Genomic DNA, 248 nt, shown 5'->3' on the forward strand with positions numbered 1-248 from the left:
GTGATGGTATGAACGAACTAAAAAGATATCGCTTCTTTTTCGTTTTACTACTGGGGCTCTTTATATTAACTTTTATAAATCAATCTTTAGGCAAGGCGGCATTACAACTAACAGGGAATAGCATTTTAGATATGCTGTTTCTCCTTCCTCCTGTCCTACTATTTGTAGGATTACTTGATCAATGGGTGAAGAAAGAAACGTTAATGAAATATATGGGCGAAAAATCGGGCATATATGGTATCTTATTC

General features: G+C 35.1%; 1 pseudogene. It reads left to right on the forward strand.

From position 1 onward, the window contains the following. Window positions 1–8 precede the first annotated feature (8 nt). Window positions 9–248 (forward strand): annotated as a pseudogene (locus tag JDS96_RS31370) (permease); the annotation flags it as partial.

It is taken from the genome of Bacillus cereus group sp. N21, assembly GCF_016483395.1.
GTDB lineage: Bacteria > Bacillota > Bacilli > Bacillales > Bacillaceae_G > Bacillus_A > Bacillus_A pseudomycoides.